The 15,888-nt window shown below is 47.9% G+C and carries 17 protein-coding genes; 7 read left to right on the top strand and 10 right to left on the bottom strand.

The genetic code is table 11. The features are described from left to right. Positions 1-41 precede the first annotated feature (41 nt). The 4 genes from katG to fusA form a co-directional block, all read right to left on the bottom strand. Positions 42-2,234, bottom strand: coding sequence for a catalase/peroxidase HPI (gene katG / locus ACO05Z_RS05845; RefSeq protein WP_421901216.1), 2,193 nt, complete (start codon positions 2,232-2,234; stop codon positions 42-44). A 121-nt stretch (positions 2,235-2,355) separates the two neighbouring features. Then, positions 2,356-2,622 carry a hypothetical protein gene (locus ACO05Z_RS05850; protein ID WP_421901217.1) on the bottom strand — a complete coding sequence of 89 codons (267 nt, stop codon included), beginning with the start codon at positions 2,620-2,622 and terminating at the stop codon, positions 2,356-2,358. A 55-nt stretch (positions 2,623-2,677) separates the two neighbouring features. Beyond that, positions 2,678-3,088 carry a hypothetical protein gene (locus ACO05Z_RS05855; protein WP_421901218.1) on the bottom strand — a complete coding sequence of 137 codons (411 nt, stop codon included), beginning with the start codon at positions 3,086-3,088 and terminating at the stop codon, positions 2,678-2,680. A 169-nt stretch (positions 3,089-3,257) separates the two neighbouring features. Beyond that, positions 3,258-5,321, bottom strand: coding sequence for an elongation factor G (gene fusA, locus ACO05Z_RS05860; RefSeq protein ID WP_421901219.1), 2,064 nt, complete (start codon positions 5,319-5,321; stop codon positions 3,258-3,260). A gap of 203 nt (positions 5,322-5,524) precedes the next feature. Between fusA and ACO05Z_RS05865 the strand changes: the two genes are divergently transcribed. The 5 genes from ACO05Z_RS05865 (at position 5,525) to ACO05Z_RS05885 (ending at position 9,536) form a co-directional block, all read left to right on the top strand. Next, positions 5,525-6,478, top strand: a complete 954-nt coding sequence (locus ACO05Z_RS05865) for a ParB N-terminal domain-containing protein (protein ID WP_421901220.1) — start codon at positions 5,525-5,527, stop codon at positions 6,476-6,478. Next, the gene (locus ACO05Z_RS05870; protein WP_421901221.1) at positions 6,479-7,579 is read left to right on the top strand and encodes an SPL family radical SAM protein; all 1,101 of its coding nucleotides are present in this window, start codon (positions 6,479-6,481) and stop codon (positions 7,577-7,579) included. 248 nt (positions 7,580-7,827) lie between these two features. Continuing rightward, positions 7,828-8,067 (top strand): hypothetical protein, encoded by a 240-nt coding sequence (locus ACO05Z_RS05875; protein ID WP_421901222.1) that lies wholly within the window; start codon positions 7,828-7,830, stop codon positions 8,065-8,067. A 164-nt stretch (positions 8,068-8,231) separates the two neighbouring features. Further along, positions 8,232-8,702 carry a hypothetical protein gene (locus tag ACO05Z_RS05880; RefSeq protein ID WP_421901223.1) on the top strand — a complete coding sequence of 157 codons (471 nt, stop codon included), beginning with the start codon at positions 8,232-8,234 and terminating at the stop codon, positions 8,700-8,702. A 165-nt stretch (positions 8,703-8,867) separates the two neighbouring features. Continuing rightward, positions 8,868-9,536, top strand: a complete 669-nt coding sequence (locus ACO05Z_RS05885; RefSeq protein WP_421901224.1) for a hypothetical protein — start codon at positions 8,868-8,870, stop codon at positions 9,534-9,536. Between the two features lie 61 nt (positions 9,537-9,597). On the opposite strand, the gene ACO05Z_RS05890 is transcribed toward ACO05Z_RS05885, so the two are convergent. From ACO05Z_RS05890 to panC, 5 genes are all read right to left on the bottom strand, one after another. Then, entirely contained in the window at positions 9,598-10,125 is a 528-nt protein-coding gene (locus ACO05Z_RS05890; protein WP_421901225.1) for a hypothetical protein, read from the bottom strand. Between the two features lie 136 nt (positions 10,126-10,261). Further along, complete coding sequence (gene caiE, locus ACO05Z_RS05895; RefSeq protein ID WP_421901226.1) at positions 10,262-10,852, bottom strand: carnitine operon protein CaiE; 591 nt, start codon at positions 10,850-10,852, stop codon at positions 10,262-10,264. A 272-nt stretch (positions 10,853-11,124) separates the two neighbouring features. Further along, positions 11,125-11,631 (bottom strand): hypothetical protein, encoded by a 507-nt coding sequence (locus ACO05Z_RS05900; RefSeq protein WP_421901227.1) that lies wholly within the window; start codon positions 11,629-11,631, stop codon positions 11,125-11,127. Positions 11,632-11,799: 168 nt separating this feature from the next. Beyond that, on the bottom strand, positions 11,800-12,969 hold the full coding sequence (gene metK / locus ACO05Z_RS05905; RefSeq protein ID WP_421901228.1) for a methionine adenosyltransferase: 1,170 nt from the start codon (positions 12,967-12,969) through the stop codon (positions 11,800-11,802). 126 nt (positions 12,970-13,095) lie between these two features. Beyond that, the gene (gene panC, locus ACO05Z_RS05910) at positions 13,096-13,944 is read right to left on the bottom strand and encodes a pantoate--beta-alanine ligase (protein WP_421901229.1); all 849 of its coding nucleotides are present in this window, start codon (positions 13,942-13,944) and stop codon (positions 13,096-13,098) included. Positions 13,945-14,399: 455 nt separating this feature from the next. On the opposite strand from panC, the gene ACO05Z_RS05915 reads away from it, so the two are divergent. Both ACO05Z_RS05915 and ACO05Z_RS05920 read left to right on the top strand, forming a co-directional pair. Continuing rightward, complete coding sequence (locus ACO05Z_RS05915) at positions 14,400-14,744, top strand: hypothetical protein (RefSeq protein ID WP_421901230.1); 345 nt, start codon at positions 14,400-14,402, stop codon at positions 14,742-14,744. A gap of 327 nt (positions 14,745-15,071) precedes the next feature. After that, complete coding sequence (locus tag ACO05Z_RS05920) at positions 15,072-15,515, top strand: Lrp/AsnC family transcriptional regulator (protein WP_421901231.1); 444 nt, start codon at positions 15,072-15,074, stop codon at positions 15,513-15,515. 35 nt (positions 15,516-15,550) lie between these two features. Here ACO05Z_RS05920 and ACO05Z_RS05925 read toward each other — a convergent pair whose 3' ends face one another. After that, a complete protein-coding gene (locus tag ACO05Z_RS05925) occupies positions 15,551-15,805 on the bottom strand; it encodes a hypothetical protein (protein ID WP_421901232.1) in 255 nt (84 codons plus the stop codon). Between the last annotated feature and the right edge of the window lie 83 nt (positions 15,806-15,888).

Raw genomic sequence — 15,888 nt, forward strand, 5'->3', positions numbered from 1 at the left:
GGAGCGAAAGTTCCGGCCTTTTTCGTGTATGATTTAATTTTCTAGTTAATGTCAAAGCGATCCAGATTCATTACCTTGCTCCAAGCGGCAATGAAGTCAGTCACAAACTTTTCCGCAGAATCCTCGCAGCCATAAACTTCGGCAATGGCACGGAGTTGGGAATTGGCTCCGAAGATAAGGTCAATGCGGGTCGCGGTCCATTTGAGTTCGCCGCTTTCCCGGTCGCGACCTTCAAAGAGTTCTGCATCTTCGGAAGTCGGTGTCCATACGGTATCCATGTCGAGCAGCTTGCTGAAGAAATCGTTGCTTAATGATTCCGGTTTGTCAGTGAAAACTCCATGTTTTGAGCCGTCAAAGTTGGTGTCCAGAACACGCATACCACCGATTAGGACGGTCATTTCCGGAGCGGTCAGGGTCATGAGTTGAGCCTTGTCCACCAGTAGTTCTTCCGGAGTGACGGAGTATTTTACTTTCTGGTAGTTGCGGAAACCATCCGCAGCAGGTTCAAGCACGGCAAAGGAATGTGCGTCGGTCTGTTCTTGCGATGCATCGGTGCGCCCCGGAGTAAAGGGCACTGTTACATCAAAGCCTGCATTCTTTGCTCCCTGTTCCACTGCGGCACAACCGCCGAGCACGATCAGGTCGGCAAGGGATACCTTTTTGTTGTCGGATTTATTGTTGAATTCCTGCTGGATTGTTTCGAGTTTGCCCAGCAGTTCCGAGAGTTGCAGGGGTTGGTTGACATACCAGTCCTTTTGCGGGGCAAGGCGGATACGTGCGCCATTGGCGCCGCCCCGTTTGTCGGAATCGCGGTAGGTGGAAGCGGATGCCCATGCTGCGGATACCAGTTTGGAAACGGATAAACCTGAAGCAAGGATTTTTGCCTTTAAATTTGCAATATCCTTGTCGTCGATGAGTTCATGGTCAACAGCCGGAACCGGGTCCTGCCAGATGAGTTCTTCATCGGGAACCATGGAACCGAGGTAGCGTGAGCGCGGCCCCATGTCGCGGTGAGTCAGCTTGAACCATGCCCGGGCAAAGGCATCAGCGAACTCTTCCGGTTTTTCATGGAACCGTTTAGCGATAGGTGCGTATATCGGGTCCATGCGTAGGGAGAGGTCCGCAGTGGTCATCATTGGAGGATGGGTTTTGGACGGATCATGTGCATCAGGCACGGCTTTTTTTGCTTCGGGGTCAGAAGGATGCCACTGCCATGCTCCGGCAGGGCTCTTTTCCAGATTCCATTCATAACCGAAGAGAGTCTCGAAATAGCTGTTGTCCCACTTGATGGGAGTTGGAGTCCACGCGCCTTCGATGCCGCTGGAGATGGTATCACCACCCTTACCGCTGCCGAATTTGCTCTTCCAGCCCAGTCCCTGCTGCTCAAGGGGCGCACCTTCGGGGTCTGGCCCGACATTGGCTGCGTCTCCGGCTCCATGGCATTTACCAAAAGTGTGTCCGCCTGCAACGAGGGCCACGGTTTCTTCATCGTTCATGGCCATGCGGGCGAAAGTCGTGCGGACGTCCTTGCCTGAGGCGACGGCATTGGGTTCGCCGTTGGGGCCTTCCGGGTTAACATAGATCAACCCCATCTGCACTGCTGCCAGAGGGTTATCCAGTTTGCGGTCACCCGAGTAGCGGGTATCGCCGAGCCAAGTGTCCTCGTCACCCCAATAAATATCATCTTCCGGTTCCCAGATATCTTCACGGCCCCCGGCAAATCCGAAGGGTTTCAGTCCCATGGATTCAATGGCGCAGTTTCCGGCGAAGATCATTAGATCGGCCCATGAAATTTTGCGTCCATATTTTTTCTTGATTGGCCAGAGCAGTCTGCGGGCTTTATCGAGGTTAACGTTGTCCGGCCAGCTGTTCAGCGGGGCAAGTCGCTGGCTGCCTGATCCGGCTCCGCCGCGTCCATCACCAATGCGGTAAGTTCCGGCACTGTGCCATGCCATGCGGATGAACAGGGGACCGTAATGTCCGTAGTCAGCAGGCCACCAGTCCTGTGAGTCGGTCATCAGTTTGAAAAGGTCTTTTTTCAGTGCTTCAAGGTCTAATTTTTTGAATTCTTCAGCGTAGTTGAAGTCCTCATCCATGGGGTCTGATTTGGCTGAATGCTGATGCAGAATGTTCAGGTTAAGTTGGTTCGGCCACCAGTCTTTATTCTTTGTACCGCTACCGGCAACCTGACTTGAAGTGTGTCCGGTTACCGGACATCTTTTTTCGTCACTCATGTTTTTCTCCCGTTTCGTTGAATTCGGAATTTTCAGACTGTTGCCACGATATCACTTATTTGTGGTTTAAGTCACGGGAGAAATCGTTTTCCGGTTTTGGATTTGAGTGTGGTTTTAATGGCTAGTATATTTGGATTTCTTTTCGTCCGTCTTTTTCTATTACTACAACACTGGTTGCCTTTACGGAAAACAGTGTCCGGTAGTCTGATTTTCCGTCATATGGTCCGAATTCTTTGTTCAGTGCTTCGAGGGCGTTTGCGAGGCCCTCTATCTTGCCGGTATTTCTTCCAAGGTCGAACCATTTTTCCCGTATATGCATGTAGAACGGAACATATCCTGTCAGAGTGATTAATACGCCGAGAAGAAAGGCTGCGATTGTTTTTCTCATGATGTTCTCTTAAGTGGTGAGGTGATTTAAGTACAATGAAGTCAGAATGTTAATGTTAAATTGTTTTTTTGTGATTTCTTATTCTTATCCATGCCGTGAGCAGTGAGCCTGCGCAAACAGCAATTGTGAAAAGGATATGGGCTCTCTGGCTTTCATCAACCCCTGCTGCTCCGAAAGAGGATAGTGCCTCTGCGTTTGTTATTTTTAGTTTAGTGATAAGTTTGCCTAATTGATCTAGCTGCTCTTGATATTTTAACAATGCATCATGATTTTTAAAGCAGAAAATGAGGTAGGCCCCAATAATAATTAGTGGTTCTTTTATTGTTCGTACAGCCTTGTCACTGTTCAGTATTATTCCCACAACGGTCAGAGACACAACGCTGAAGTAGTTCCAGATTTTATCAACTTGGTCTATTTGAGCCTGGTATACACTGACGGCGTTCAAAACTAGTTCTAGATTTTCCATTTTGACCTCCATTATTGGAGTCTATGAGAGCTTGGTTGTTTTCACAATATCAAGTTGTTTTTTCGAGTCTGTTAGGTTGGAAAGATAAGAATTGATTGTCGTATGGTCATAAAAAAGGCCGGGACTCACGTCCCGGCCTCAACTTTTTAATCTTTATGGAAGTGTAGTCTTATTCTTCCTTGCCCGCATTGAATTCTTCAATGACTTTTTCCGCTATGGGCGGCGGGCATTCTTCGTAGTGGGACAGTTCCATGGTGAATGTTCCCTGTCCGCCGGTCATGGAGCGCAGGTCCGGCGCGTATTTGAGGATTTCAGACATGGGTACGTGTGCTTTGACCTCGGTCACGCCTGCGGTGGAGTCGGAACCGAGCACCTTACCGCGGCGGGAGGAAAGGTCACCGATGATGTCGCCCATGAATTCGTCAGGTACTTCAACCACAACGTTCATCAGCGGTTCAAGAAGGGCAACCCCGGCCTGTTCGCAGGCTTTCTTGAAAGCCATTGATCCGGCAACCTTGAAGGCCATTTCCGAGGAATCAACGGAATGGTAGGAACCGTCGTAAAGAGTGACCTTGAAGTCAATAATCTGGGAGCCGGAAAGAATACCTTTTTGTGCTGCTTCCTGTACGCCCTTGTCTACAGCGGGAATGTACTGCTTGGGAATTACACCGCCAACAATTTTATTGACGAATTCATAGCCTTCACCCTTGGTTTGCGGCTCAAGCTTGATCCAGCAGTCACCGAACTGTCCGCGTCCACCGGACTGTTTCTTGAAACGGCCCTGAACTTCAGCAAAGCCCTTGATGGTTTCGCGGTAGGGAACCTTGGGTGCGTTGAGTACTATTTCAGCTTTGTAGCGGCGCTTTGCTTTCTCAACGGAGATTTCAATATGGTTCTGGCCCATACCGGAAAGCAGGATATCACCAGTTTCCTCGTCGCGGGAAAGGCTGAGGTTGATATCTTCGGCAAGCAGTTTCTGGATAGCCTGAAAGACCTTGTCCTCGTCGCCTTTTTCCGCCGGGGAAAGGGCGAAGGTGATCAGCTGCGGAGCCAGCTGCGGTTTTTCCATGGTAAACTGGTTGCCGTCATCGCAGAGGGTGTCGCCGGTGAAAGTCTCCTTGAGCTTGGCAAGGGTAATGATTGCACCGGGGCCTGCGGGATTCTTGAGCGGCTTCTGTTCCTTACCGATCATAAGCTGGATGTTGCCCATTCTTTCCTTGGCACCGGTATTGGTGTTGGTCAGGGTCAGGTCGCCGCTGACGGTTCCCGAGAGAACTCGGCAGACGGTAAGCTGTCCGGCAAAGGGGTCGGCAATGGTCTTGAATACAAAGCAGGCCACGGGGCCGTCTGCGGAAGATTCACGGGTTGAGCCGTCTTCGCCCTGCCATTCGGCATGGTCAAGCGGGGAAGGCAGGTAGGTCTGGATCATATCCAGAAGGAAGGAACCACCTTTGTTTTCCAGTGCTGCACCGACGCATACGGGGAACAGGCTGCGGTTTTTTACACCGGCGGTAAGGCCTTTTGCGATTTCTTCAGGGGTAAGTTCACCTTCTTCGAGGTATTTTTCCATGAGATCTTCATCACTTTCCGCGATGTTTTCGATCATGGTTTCGCGCAGAACTTCTACTTCGTCTGCGATATCGGCGGGGATATCACCCTTGGCAACCTTTCCGTCCTCTTCGAACAGATAGGCCTGACCGGAGAGCATATCCACTACGCCCTTGAAATTTTCCTTGATTCCGATTGGATAATGCAGCAGTACGGGGCTGATGCCGAGAGAAGAGTTCAGGCTGTCGAAGGCAGAATCGAAGTCTGCACGGTCTCGGTCCATCTTGTTGATGTAAATAACTGTGGGGAGGTTTGCTTTTTCAACTGCTGCCCATGCTTTGCGCGAAAGGGGCTTGACTCCGTCCACGGCGTCAATGGTAAAGACAACGCCGTCGGACGCGGCTAGAGAGTAGGGCAGGTCTCCGCAAAAGTTTGCATCACCCGGAGTGTCGATCAGATAGTGGTCGTTTTTGTCCCACTTGTACCCGGCGAAACCGGACTGGATGGAACCGCGGCGCTTAATTTCTTCAGGTTCGGTATCGAGGGCGGTGGTGCCTTCCTCGATCTTACCGAGTCTGTCGATGACACCGGCATTAAAAAGAATCATCTCGGCGGTAGAGGTTTTGCCACAACCGCCGTGGCCCACAAGTGCAAAAGTCCTTTGGTTTTGTAAAGCTTCAGACATTCAACAACTCCGTTTCTCTGAATGTTCACAGCCGGGACCTGACGACCCGGCCAGTACAGGTCTAAAGGTGCAACTTATAATTCTTCCTAATAATCCCTATAGGTACAGCCTCGCTAACATGTCAAGCGTAGATAATTAATTAAATTTCGTGCATAACCAATAATTGAGCACGACCTTATTCCGTTTTTCGGAGGTTAAATAAATTGAATAATCCCAATGTTTGCAGCCTTTCCCCGGCTGATATCGACTGTTCCGGTCCATGGCTCCTGCACCCTGAATCCCCGGTTGAAAATCTCATTCCCTCGCTGAAAAAGTACGGACAGCTTGTTCCGGTGCTTGCAGTGGAAGAATCCGGCAAAACTCTGCTCATTGCAGGCAGGGCAAGGGTTGCCGCTGCTGCAAAGCTCGGAATGGACGTTTTGGTCCGTTATATAGATGCAGCTGATGACATTTCAAAAGCGGTGTTACATCTTGAGGAGAATAGCGCTCGTCCGGCAGACGAATCTTTCAAGCTAGGTGTGATGCGTTTTTTTGCCGCCCGTATGGAAGCGTCCGAACTTGCCAAAGCAGTGGCTCCGCTGCTCGGTGTTAAGCCCAAATCACGGGATATGAAATTCTGGCTGGATTGGATGGAGTTAGAGCTGGAATATGATGAGCTTCTCAAGCTCGGCCATATTCCGCTGGCTGCTGTTGGTGTACTCATTAAGCTTGATGATACTGATCGCGCCGCGCTTGTTCGTTTTTTCGAGAAATTGAGTTGGTCCCGTTCCAATGCGATTAATTTCCTGACTTGGCTCTACGAGACCTCCCGCCGCGAGAACAAGTCCATTGTTGAACTGATTTCCGCTCCCGCATTTGAGTCTGCGGGTGAGAGTGAATCACCTAAAGATGCGGTTACCCGTTTCTGCAAGGCTGCAAAGGAATTGCGCTATCCTACCCTCAGCGAGCTGGAGAAGGTCCACAACAAGATCGTTTCCGAAATATGTGCCGGAACCAAGTGGCGGGTTGAGCCTGTGGGCAGCTTCGAGACTGGAGAAGTTATGATTCAGACCCGGTTCAAGAGTCGTGAGATGATGGAAAAAGCCATGGCTGATCTGGAAGCAATCGCCAAATTCAGCGGCTGGGAAGATTTATTTGAGGTAGGCAGGGATAAGTAGATGAGTGAACAATTCGTACTTCCCGATCATCTAAAGGGAATTGAAAAAATCTACATAGATCGCAGTATGCAGAAGGTCCCGCTTACTGAGAGGGTGCTTTCGCGTATGCCCGACCTCCCGGTGGAGATTGTCGATCCAGATAATTTTCCGCATGGGGAATTGGGCGGCAAGCAGTCCCTGTACCTTAAAGAATACAAGGGCAAATTCCTGCGCTTCTGCCCCGGAACCCGTTACTACCACTGTTGCGGATACAGGATCATCCACATCGGCGAAGGTTGCCCCATGGCCTGTTCCTACTGTATCTTGCAGGCTTACTTTCAGGACAACGTACTCAAGGTCTGGGCCAACCAGAATGATCTGTTCGACGAACTGGGCAAGGCTTTTTCTGCGGATGTATCTACTCGCTACCGTGTCGGTACAGGTGAATTCACTGATTCTCTCGCTCTTGAAGCGGTTACCGGATATAGCCGTGATCTGGTTGAATTTCTCGGTGACTATCCCAATGTCTGTCTTGAATTGAAGTCCAAGATTATCGATCTTTCATGGATGGATGTGGTCAAACGCACTGACCGTTTGCTCCCGGCATGGTCGCTGAATGCCCCCTTCGTCAACGAGCATGAGGAGTTCGGTGTTTCCACGCTCAAGGAACGCCTTGAAGCTGCCCGCACTTGTGCTGAGGCCGGGTTCCGGGTTTGCCTGCATTTCGACCCCATTATCCGTTTTGACGGCTGGCGTGAGGGATACGCCGAAATCATAGATATGATTTTTGATTATGTGAAGCCGGAGCAGATTGCCTATTTCAGCCTCGGTTCATTCCGCCACATGCCACACCTCAAGCCCATTATAGAGCAGAATTTCCCGGATACAACCTACATCTTTGATGAGTTCATTACCGGGAACGACAATAAGATGCGCTTGCTGCGGCCTCTGCGTCTGCGCCAGTTCAAGTTCATTGTCGACCGTCTGCGCAAGCACGGTATGGGCAAGCAGCTCTACTTTTGCATGGAATCCACCGAAAACTGGCAGGATGTGTTCGGCTATACGCCTAAGGATCTGGGCGGACTCGGCAAACATCTTATGAAGCAGGCTTTCAACGATTAAAGTCGGTTTGCGTAGCTTTATCAGCAGTCTGAAACCCCGCAGCATTTATGTTGCGGGGGTTTCTTTTGCACAAAATCGAGCGCCGGGCTGCACATGTATTTTGTGACCAGTGCAAAATATTGCATATAGTAAAATTTAGATAATATTAACCGTATATTAAGGCGTTTTCATAATTCCCGTAGATCAAACGATTTTTCATGTCTGGCATGTCCCGTGTAATTCTATTCATAAAAATCATGAGGTTGAAAATGGAATTATACAATGTTGCAGTTGATGTTTTAGGCGTACTTTTCTCTGACGGCATGGCGGGGACAGTCTTTTGGGTTCTGCTTGCGCAGTTGATATTTGCAGTTGTCGCCATCTGGTCTGCGATTCGTTTTTTCCGTAAATCAGCGGATGCTTCAGAATTTTCCACGGCTTTCTACGTAAAGAAAAAGCGTTATGGAGTAAATGTGATGGATGATCGTCCTTATGATTACCTGAAGTAGTTGTGAGGGAAGTACCATGTTTACGCTGAATGAGCTTTTCGCTTTAGTCTGTTTTTTGCTGTTCGCATATCATGCCTTGTTTACCGGGACATAGGTTAAGGAATAATCGGTTTGATATGGAATAAAACTTGGTGTAATAACTCGATTAAAGGGGGATTACACCAATGTCCTTACAAGATTATAAAGTTCGAATTGATCGCCTTCAGGAAGGCTTGGGCAAAGCCTTTGTAGAAAATCCTTTTATCCTGAACATTCCGGGCAAATCCATCGCACTAAAGGTGGACCCCTATTATTACGTGGCCTTTGAGCCTGCATTCTCCGAGAATCTGAGCCGTTTTGCGGTCATGTTGCCCAAAAACGTGCGCGACACTCTAGTACGTACGGGTAACCTTGTTACTGATCAGGAGACCCGTAACCCGATCATAAAAATTCGCATGAAGTGGAATGACCGCACCTATGCCATGAATGTCTGCTTCGTTGAATCCGGTTTCATAGACCAAGCCTTGAAAATTTACGGCGGGGTCAAAGAGGAAGTCGGCCTGTCCGAAATCCGCATTCTCGAATCCGAGCGCGAAAGGCTGGAAGAGTTTTTTGGTGAGCGTACTCTTTTAAAAAGTGTGGCGTTTGTGGAGTAGGGATTATTTTTGAAGTCTGAAGAAAATAGCCGCAGCATCGATTGATGCTGCGGCTTTTTGTTTTTGATGATCCTAGGCCATATTTCCCCAAAATTCTGGCACTCCCCACCTGTTTATGCTTTTATGAGTTATGTCTTTTAAATTTGTGGGGGGATACGTCAATTTATGTTGAAAAAGATAGTTGTGATTGTTTTGGTAGCCTCTTTGGCTGTTGTGGCTGGCTTGTTTGTTTTGGAAAGTAAGCAAGCGGATACAGATGTTGGTGCGAGAGTCATGAAGTCTGAAAACGGAAATGACGGACTGGATAAATTTAAAGAGATCGTTGAAAAGAAAAAGTACGAACATGAGCAGGGAAAAGATTTCGAAAGCAACACAGAATTTTTTGATGGTGTTGGTTATACAAAAATAAATGTCTATGAACTTTTTGATATTTGTGAACGCAAGGATGCAAAGCTGGTCGGTAATCGTTTTGTCATGCGTGGGGTTGTCTATAATGCGGGACAGCAGGATACAGGCAGTTCATTTATACTCATGAGGCACACCCTATGGTGTTGTGAAGATCATGCTGTTTCGTTTGGGTTCTGGGTTGATTCTCCAAAGGCTGAATCTTTTGAAAATGGACAATGGGTCAAAGTTTACGGGAAGCTTGAAAAAGGCGGGCAAGACGTGACAGCGATTAAGACGGACAGTGATGATATGAAAAAGATTAACTTGGCACCCAACGTTGATATAGAAAAGAATTGGGTCTTTGCAGCTACCAGGATTGAGAATGTGAAAGCTCCTGAGCAATTACACATCAGTTACTGGAACACAAAAGAGCCATTTTATTACTAAGAAAATAGCCGCAACATCGATCGATGTTGCGGCTATTTTTATTTTCTGTCTTTCAAAAATCTTAGTGCTTGCGGGTCTGGCTCTTAGGACAGGTGTCCTCAAGATAACAGACTTCGCAGCCGCCGGAGTAGGGGAAGGGGGTAAACACCGCGTACTGGCGGTTAATGGTACCTTCCTGATTCCAGGTGAGTCCGAGGGATTCGAAGGCTTTGAGCACTTCTTCACCCGGCTTGGGCAGCGGTGCACATTTACCTTCTTCCAACTGCGGAATAAGGGACTGTGCTGCGGACATTACAAGGGTGATGGCGAGGTTGTGGTGTGCAAGGCCCTCGGTGGGGGTCTCCTGCCAGATTTCCTCAACGGAATCTTCAACATCCTTCTCAAGGTAGAGCAGCAGGAAGTCGGTGCCTTTGGCTCCTTCGGGCTGCTTCAGGGTGTAAGCTTTGAGATAGGGCAGCCATTCGTTCCAGTATTTTTCGAGGCTTTCCATAAGGGAATGCTCAAAGCGAGTGGTTCCGTGTAGCTCCGCGAAATAAAAAATATTAAAATCCGGATTCGGTTTTGCTTCAACGATTTTAAAAGCGCTCATATTTATATCTCCTGACTTGCTGTTCTGGTTGGTGAACAGTTTCTTTACATGCTTCCGCGAATTGCCTCAAGTCTAAAAAGAAACCCCGGAAACCAGAAGGTTGCCGGGGTAAGGAATGAGATATTCTAATTTATAGCTACATCTTGGGTTGCACATCAGTAACCCCGGCTAAACGGGGACGGTTTGCTTCCACCTCAGTCAGTGGCTGCACCTCTTTGATTGATTGTGCTGAGCGTGTTGCCAAGGCCTGATACTCCTTAATGTTTAATCCATGCCAGTGCATATCCTGATCTGTTACTTTGCGGAGTTCTTTGGCTGGTGAGCCGACCAATAACTGCCGTGCTGATCCTTTAAATCCGGCCTTAACAAAAGACATGGCGGCAACAATGCTTTCTTCTTCAATGACTGCTCCGTCCATGACCACGGCATTCATGCCTACGAGAGAGTTCTGCTTGACGATACAGCCATGCAGGACGGCACCATGACCGACTGAGACATTTTGTTCGACAATGGTATCTACATCGCAATAGCCATGCATGATGCAGCCATCCTGAACATTGGACCCCTTCTCGATTATCAAGCGACCATAATCACCCCGCAGAGAGGCACAGGGGCCTATGTATGCACCTGCCCCGACGATGACATCGCCGATGAGGACTGCTGTTGGATGAACATATGCAGTGGGGTCTACTACCGGCACCAATCCTTCAAATTCATAAAATGGCATATAACTAATTCCTTACAAAACCCATAAATTGATTGCTGGAAAATGAAATCAGCACCGTTGGTGCATTTCAGGTTTTTATCTGAAACGCACTTTCTCATAATCAGATTTGTTTTTCAATCATGATTTTTAATAAATCGCGATTGAAAAAATATGAAATTTTGTCGGAATAAAAAGAAACCCCGGAAACCTTTTGGTTTCCGGGGTTGAATATACTGAGTGATTCAGCGCTGCTTAGATTTTGCAAGCAGTTTTGAGATCTCGTATGCATTTAATTAAAATGGTCTCCCATCGTTAATAAGGTATTCGCTTCCAAAGGTTACGTCTCCATTTCTATAAAAATATTGAGATGATCCAATTAAAGGAGTAGCTAGGGACGGTTCTTGGCTGCACCACTCAAGGCTTCCGTAGCCTATGAGATGGATACCTATGTTGCTGACTGTTACTCGCCGAGATGATTTTGCAGGGAGAGTAAAGGTATCAACGTTTTGAGCAACGACCGGGCCGTAGGTTGCAGAGGAAATATTACCTGTTTGAATTGTAAGTTTGTTGCGCACTCTGTTTCCGTTATGGTCATAAATTTTAAAGGTGCAATCAACATCACTATTTGAAGTGTTAGTAAGGAAGAATGCTGTCATTTGATACTTCGGTGATTCATAGTGGGAAACAACGCGCGGCAGCATTACGCTTCCTGACGATCCGCATGTGTTTTGAGCAAAAGCAGACCCGCCCAGTAACAGTGTAACAAGAGCAGCCATAATCATAATTTTGAGATGCTTCATTAGATCCTCCAGATTATTTATGTTGTGATTTTTGAGCTAGCATTCTTGGTTTTATGGGTCAACTAATCAAGTGGTTTGCTAGCCGTATAGACTGCTTGTCGGAATAAAAAGAAACCCCGGAAACCTTTTGGTTTCCGGGGTTGAATATACTGAGTGATTCAGCGCTGCTTAGATTTTGCAAGCAGTTCTGAGATCGTCTACAGCGTCGGTCTTTTCCCAAGTGAAGTTGGGGTTGTTGCGACCGAAGTGTCCGTAACAAGCGGAAGGCTTGTAGATGGGACGACGGAGGTCCAGACGCTCGGAGATGTACCAGGGGCGCAGGTCGAATACTTCCTTGACTGCTGCAGTCAGGGTTTCATCGGAAACTTCGCCGGTACCGTGGGAGGTAGCCAGAACGGATACAGGCTCTGCAACACCGATTGCGTATGCAACCTGAACTTCTGCGCGCTCAGCAAGGCCGGCAGCTACGATGTTCTTGGCGATGTAACGTGCCATGTATGCGCCGGAACGGTCAACTTTGGACGGGTCCTTACCGGAGAAAGCACCACCGCCGTGGTTACCCATACCACCGTAGGTGTCGTTGATGATCTTACGACCGGTCAGGCCGCAGTCACCCATGGGGCCGCCGATTACGAAACGACCAGTGGTGTTGATGTAGATTTTGGTAGCATCGTCGATCATTTCTGCGGGCAGGGAAGCCAGCACAACTTCACGCTTGATATCTTCGTAAATCTGTTCCTGTTCGATGCCGTCATCGTGCTGTGCAGCGATAACAACGTCAGCGATGCGGACGGGTTTGCCATCAAGGTATTCGAAAGCAACTTCGGTCTTTCCGTCAGGACGGAGGTAATCGAGAGTTGCGTCCTTGCGAACTTCAGTCAGTCTGCGGGACAGCTTGTGAGCGTAGTGGATGGGAGCAGGCATGAGGGTTTCAGTTTCTTTGCATGCGAAACCGAACATCATACCCTGGTCACCGGCACCCTGGCTTTCGGGGGTGTTGCGGTCAACGCCCTGAGCGATGTCAACGGACTGCTTGTCAATAGAAGAAATAACAGCACAAGTATCAGCGTCGAAGCCCATATCGGAGTGTACGTAGCCGATTTCACGAATGGTGTCGCGAACGATCTGCTGAAAGTCAGCGTAACCGGTGGTGGAGATTTCACCTGCGATGAATGCCATACCGGTGGTTACCAGTGTTTCACACGCTACACGGGCATCTTTATCCTGAGCGAGAATGGCATCAAGGATTGCATCGGAAATCTGGTCAGCCACTTTATCAGGGTGACCTTCAGTTACTGATTCAGAGGTAAAAAAGTACTTGCCTTTGCTGCTGATCATTTAAATGTTCCTCCTGGAATTAATTGGCGGGGTAAATGTTGTTCGAGACCGTTTCCCGGTAACGCCCCAAAATATATAGTTTAAATTCACTATATAAATAAATTTGCATATAAGAATGAAGTCACCTTACACTTTTATGAGCAAATTGTCTATCAATCTCGCATTACCAAGTTGTAATGCTACCGCACAAAGTGCAGATTCGCCCACATTTTTAAGGATATTGATATTTTCCGGGTGCACAATTTCGATATAATCAACGCGGGCGGTCGGAATCGTCTCAGTGTAGAATTCAATTAGGTCAGATTTCAGTTTAGCCACATCGGACTCTCCGGCAGCGACCCAGTCGCGCATTTTCTGTAATCCTTTCTGGATATTAGGGGCTACGGATTTTTCTTTCTCGGTGAGATAAACGTTGCGGGAGCTCATGGCCAGTCCTGACTCTTCGCGCACAATTTTATGCCCCTGCACATCAACTGGGATGTTCAGGTCGCGGACCATTCTTTTAATGATTGCCAGTTGCTGCCAGTCTTTTTGACCGAATACGGCTACATGGGGCTGGGCGGTCATAAAAAGTTTGGTGACAACGGTTGCAACTCCCCGGAAATGTACTGGCCGTGATTTGCCGCAAAGGTTGGTGGCAAGCTCGGGCACTTCCACCCAGGTGGAGTGGTCGTCAAAATACATGTCGTCGCGGACCGGGGTGAAAAGAATATCTACACCGCGTTCTTCGGCAAGTTTTGAGTCCCGTTCCAGATCATGGGGATAGGCGTCGAGGTCCTCGTTCTCCCCGAACTGGGTGGGGTTCACAAAGAGGCTGACGATGAGCACGTCGCATTGTTTGCGGGCGGCGTCCATGAGGCTCAAGTGGCCTTCATGAAAATATCCCATGGTCGGCACAAGGCCTATTTTTTTACCCTCAGCACGAAGCATGAGGCATAAGTTCTGAAGTTCCTGCGGATTACTGATTGTTTCCATTTTATAAACCCTGATAATTGGTTTTGATGGCCGGAGGCCGTCATTAACATATGGAAGGCTGGGAAATCCGTTTACGCTGATCAGTACCTGCTGTCTATAACATATGGAGGATTTCGTTGTCGACGATGGCTGCTTAAATTTACAGTGTGTGCTAATATATTAAAAACGTGAATTAAAATTCTGGTCGGAGTTTGTTTATGAGTTTATGGCCCAGACGGATCGTCCTATGCATTATACTGTCAGTTGTTGCCTTGGTTGCGGTATGGTTCATGGTGCCGAAGCCTGAGCTGCTTGTTTCTATCTTTGTAAGGGTTCTTGCTTGCGGGGTTGCTGTGTATATTGCAATCAGATTCCGGGAGTGGAAGATCCTTCTTCTTGCAGCAATGTTTTTTTTAATGGCTTCAAGGCAATTATTGACTTTTCTGATTTGGACCGGGGTATTGCAAAGGAGTTCCTTGACTAAAACTATGAGTGAACTGCCCGGTTTTGCGGTTACATTTCTGTCGCTTATTTCTATTATTTATCTGGGGGTTCTTCTTTCAAAGAATGCGAAACTGCTGGAGTTGAAAGAAGAGGATATCCGCACTCTGAACAGCTTGCTTCCCATGTGTTCCAAATGCAGGAAGATCAGGGACGATGACGGATATTGGAGTGAACTCGAATCATATGTGGAAAGCCATACTGGGTCACAATTCAGTCATAGTCTTTGTGAAGAATGTGCTGATGAAATGTACGGTGATCAAGAATGGTATCAGAAAGGGAAAAAGAAGCGTAGGCAAAAGGTTGGGAAGAAGTCTTAGGTATGGCGCGAAATTTGTGACTGATGGGATTACTGATTTTTACAAAAGCCGCGCAGCAGGTTTGTCTGCAAAAGGGGATGAATGCATCTTGTGTGCTTGTGCTGCTGCGCGGCTTTGATTCCAGAACTTCATCGCCGGGGAAGGTCGATGTGAAAAGCCCTGCGGGATGTTGGAAATTTCTTTCTATTTACTTCTTTTTGGAATCTTTTTGCAAATATTTTTCGCAAAAGCTTTGTTTTTTCAAATAGTGTGCATGGGTTTGACTAAATTTGCGTGAGATGTGAAATAGGAATTCAAAACAAACCTGTAATCGCAAAGAGTTTGCATATGACAAAGCTTGATAATGTGGATCGGCAGATAGTTGCCGCGCTTCAGGAAAATGGAAGAATCTCAAATAAAGAAGTGGCTGAGTTGGTGAACCTTACCCACTCGAGCTGTTCGCGCCGGATTGCACGTTTGGAAAAAGAGGGAGTTATTGTCGGTTACCGTGCCCGGACAGATCGCATGAAACTTGGGTATTCTGTGCGTGCTTATTGTGGGGTGTTCCGTAATCCAAGTGTAGGTTGGCAGGAGCTTGCCGAAGATTTAGCTCAGATTGAAGGGGTAGTCAGTGTGTACGCAGTCTCCGGTGAAGTTGACATCATGGTTGAGATAGTTGCCCGTGACATGCAGCACTATTCATCTGTGGTGATGAAAGAATTCGCTAACACCAGAGGGGTCAACGCCACCCGGAGTACGTTCGTACTGGAAGAAGTAAAATCTATTTACTAAAGATTTTGAATTGTATTTATTGCTGACACTTTTTCTCAATCATTATCCCGATTACGGACATTGTCGCGCCATGTCATGAGTGGTGCGCAACAGCCGAGTCCTTCGAATAACTGGCGCTTTGCGTCCTCTCCTTCGTTAGGATCACTCATCAACAGGCAAACGTAGCGATTCATAGAGTCGTCCCAGAACAGATCCGGGCATCGTTTCATGTATCCGTATTTACGGTGTGAAACTTCACATTGGTCGGAAATACAGCACCATCCGCATCCTACACATGGCTTACCGGACAATGTTCATGCCGCCTCTGCGGACAGCATGTGACATATTTTGAAAATGGAATAAGCGGACTGCTACTGCCCGAACATGAGATAGG

The sequence above is a fragment of the Maridesulfovibrio sp. genome, from assembly GCF_965230075.1.
Classification (GTDB): Bacteria; Desulfobacterota; Desulfovibrionia; order Desulfovibrionales; family Desulfovibrionaceae; genus Maridesulfovibrio.